This window comes from Skermanella sp., assembly GCF_059503625.1.
Map to the genome: position 1 here is coordinate 1 of NZ_JCACHA010000366.1, position 2,654 is coordinate 2,654.

The window sequence follows — 2,654 nt, forward strand, 5'->3', positions numbered from 1 at the left end:
GCCCTCCTTGGCGAGGACCGGCGACGCCTCCATGCCGGTGACCCAGCAGCCGTACTGGGCCGCCATCTTGCGCCCCGCCCCTCCAAGGCCAGCCGCCAGATCCAGCACGCTCATCGCGGGGTTGAGGCCCAGGGGCTTGACCAGCTGGGGAATGTAGTCGTCGCCGCCGGGCGTGGTGAAACCCTCGCCCCACAGCTTCTCGACCACCTCGATGCGGGTTGCCGACCACAGCGGCTTTCCGAGCCGGGACGTGACGCCGGTCAGGACCGGCTTGTTGCCCGCAGGGACCGCCGCCGCGACCGGCGGTTCCGGCTCATGCTTGTCGTCCTTGTTCTCCGGCAGGTCGTAGCCTTCCCACCAAGCAAGGAGCTTTTTCTTCCAGGGCTTTCCCGGCGCCGATTCTTCACTCATCTCCCACACGTCGTCCTGATGTCGGCCCGCCACCCTCGGCAAGATTGTTACACTGGCAAGGTCATATGGATAGCATGATGCCGTTAAACGGCGGTTAAGGCCGCTTCCTGATCGGGCATGGACACCTGCTCCGCGGCCATGGTCTCAGGCGTCGTGCAGCCACTGGGCGGCGGCCAGCGCCACCCGTTCCGGATAGTCCGGCAGTTCCGGCCCGATCAGCGGCAATCCCAGTTCCGCGACGACCCGTTCCACGCTGGCCCGTCCCGCGTCGCCGGGTTCCAGCGGCAGCCCAAGTGCCCGCGCCCTTCCGGCGATGACCATCTCCTGGCCCCAGAAATAGACCCTGGCAGCTCTTGTATTCGCCCGCATCGCATGCACCTGCCCTGCCCGCCCAGGGCCGTTGATCGACGGCCAGATATCGGCCAGCAGGGTATCCGCCGGAGTATCCGGCACATAGGCCAGCGCGTCGCCCCGAACGATGGTTACCTTGCTCCGGGCGCCCTCCGGCAGTTGCCCGAAGACGCCGGTCTCGCCGATCATCGCGATGACCTCGGGGTCGAACTCGACCACAGTCACGGCGGTGACCTCTGGCTGCAAGGCCGCGTTGGCGGCGGCCCAGCCCATTCCCAGCCCCATCACCACGGTATGGCCGGCGGCGGCGCGGCAGCCCAGTTCCTGGCTCTCGATCTCCATGGGAGTCATCGACATCCAAGTCCGAACGGTTCGGCCCTCGTCCTCGACCCGCAGCAGCGCCGCCATGTCGGTGACCAGCCGTGGTCCGTTCCAGTATCCCGGCGCCATGCACATCGGCACGACATCGAGCCGCCATCGGTCGCCCTGCATCGGCCGGTAGACCGGCCGGAACATGTCGGTCTCCAACAAGGCGGCGGCGCCGGGGCCGGCGAGCCCCTTGGGAACAACACCCGCATCGGACGGCATCGGCCCTCTCCTTGTTCCCGTTCAACCGCGAGGAACTTCTATACCATAAGGATTAGTTTAGAAATCACTCACGAGGCCCGGCCCATCCGCCTTGCCTCCGCCCCATCAACCGGGCAAGTTCCAACGGGACAGGTTCGCTGAAGAGACCACGATCGGGGACAGGCGTTCGGTATGACATCCGGAACGACGGCCACAGGCAAGGTTAAAGGGTTCGGGCAGCCGGGGGAGGTGCCGGGATGGGTGAACTACGCCCTGCTGCCGCTGCTCAACTTGGTGGCGGCGCTGCTGGTGTCCAGCCTCGTCATCCTCGTCATCGGCGAAAACCCGGTCGCCGCGATGCAGGTCCTGCTCTACGGCTCGTTCGGCTATCCCGAGGCCATCGGCTTCACGCTCTACTATGCGACCAACTTCATCTTCACCGGCCTGGCGGTCGCCGTGGCGTTCCACTGCGGGCTGTTCAACATCGGCGGCGAAGGACAGGCCTATATCGGCGGCCTCGCCATCGGGCTGGTCGCCCTTTATCTAGGCTGGCTGCCCTGGCCGGTCGTGGCGCTGCTCGGCATCGTCGCGGGCGCCGCCGGCGGGGCCGCCTGGGCCTTCATCCCGGCGTACCTCCAGGCGAGCCGGGGCAGCCACATCGTCATCACGACGATCATGTTCAACTTCATCGCGGCCTCGATCATGACCTGGCTGCTGGTGGACGTGCTGATAGCACCGGGCCAGCAATCGCCGGAAAGCCGCCAGTTCGCCGAAACGGCCTGGCTGCCCTTCATGCATCAGGCGCTGGGCTGGGTAGGGCTCCGGATCCCGGCCTCTCCGCTCAACCTGTCCTTCGTCTGGGCGCTGGTCTGCTGCGTCCTGTTCTGGGTCTTCGTCTGGCACACCCGCTGGGGCTACGAGATCCGCACCGTCGGCCAGAACGAGCGCGCCGCCGTCTATGCCGGCATTTCGCCGGCCGGCAACATCGTCCTCGCCATGGCGCTGTCCGGGGCGCTCGCCGCCTTCGTCGGGCTGAACGAGGTGCTGGGCGTGCATCACCGCCTGATCCTGGGCTTCACCGGCGGCGTCGGCTTCGTCGGCATCGCGGTCGCCCTGATGGGCCGCAACCATCCCATCGGCATCGTCCTGGCGGCATTGCTGTTCGGGGCACTCTATCAGGGCGGCTCCGAACTGGCGTTCGACTTCCCGTCGATCAACCGGGAGATGGTCGTGGTGATCCAGGGCCTCGTCATCCTGTTCGCCGGCGCCCTGGAAAACCTGTTCCGCCCCCGGATCGAAGCGCTGTTCCGCCGCACCGCCTCCCA

General features: G+C 66.9%; 2 protein-coding genes and 1 pseudogene. 1 reads left to right on the plus strand and 2 read right to left on the minus strand.

The annotated features are described in order from the left end of the window. Together AC5JJ6_RS08240 and AC5JJ6_RS08245 are read right to left on the minus strand one after the other, a co-directional pair. Positions 1-411: pseudogene (locus AC5JJ6_RS08240) on the minus strand (phosphoethanolamine methyltransferase); the annotation flags it as partial. 144 nt (positions 412-555) lie between these two features. After that, positions 556-1,350, minus strand: coding sequence for a hypothetical protein (locus AC5JJ6_RS08245; RefSeq protein WP_496041572.1), 795 nt, complete (start codon positions 1,348-1,350; stop codon positions 556-558). Between the two features lie 171 nt (positions 1,351-1,521). Between AC5JJ6_RS08245 and AC5JJ6_RS08250 the strand changes: the two genes are divergently transcribed. After that, the coding region (locus AC5JJ6_RS08250; RefSeq protein WP_496041573.1) for an ABC transporter permease at positions 1,522-2,654 on the plus strand (1,133 nt) is incomplete at its 3' end.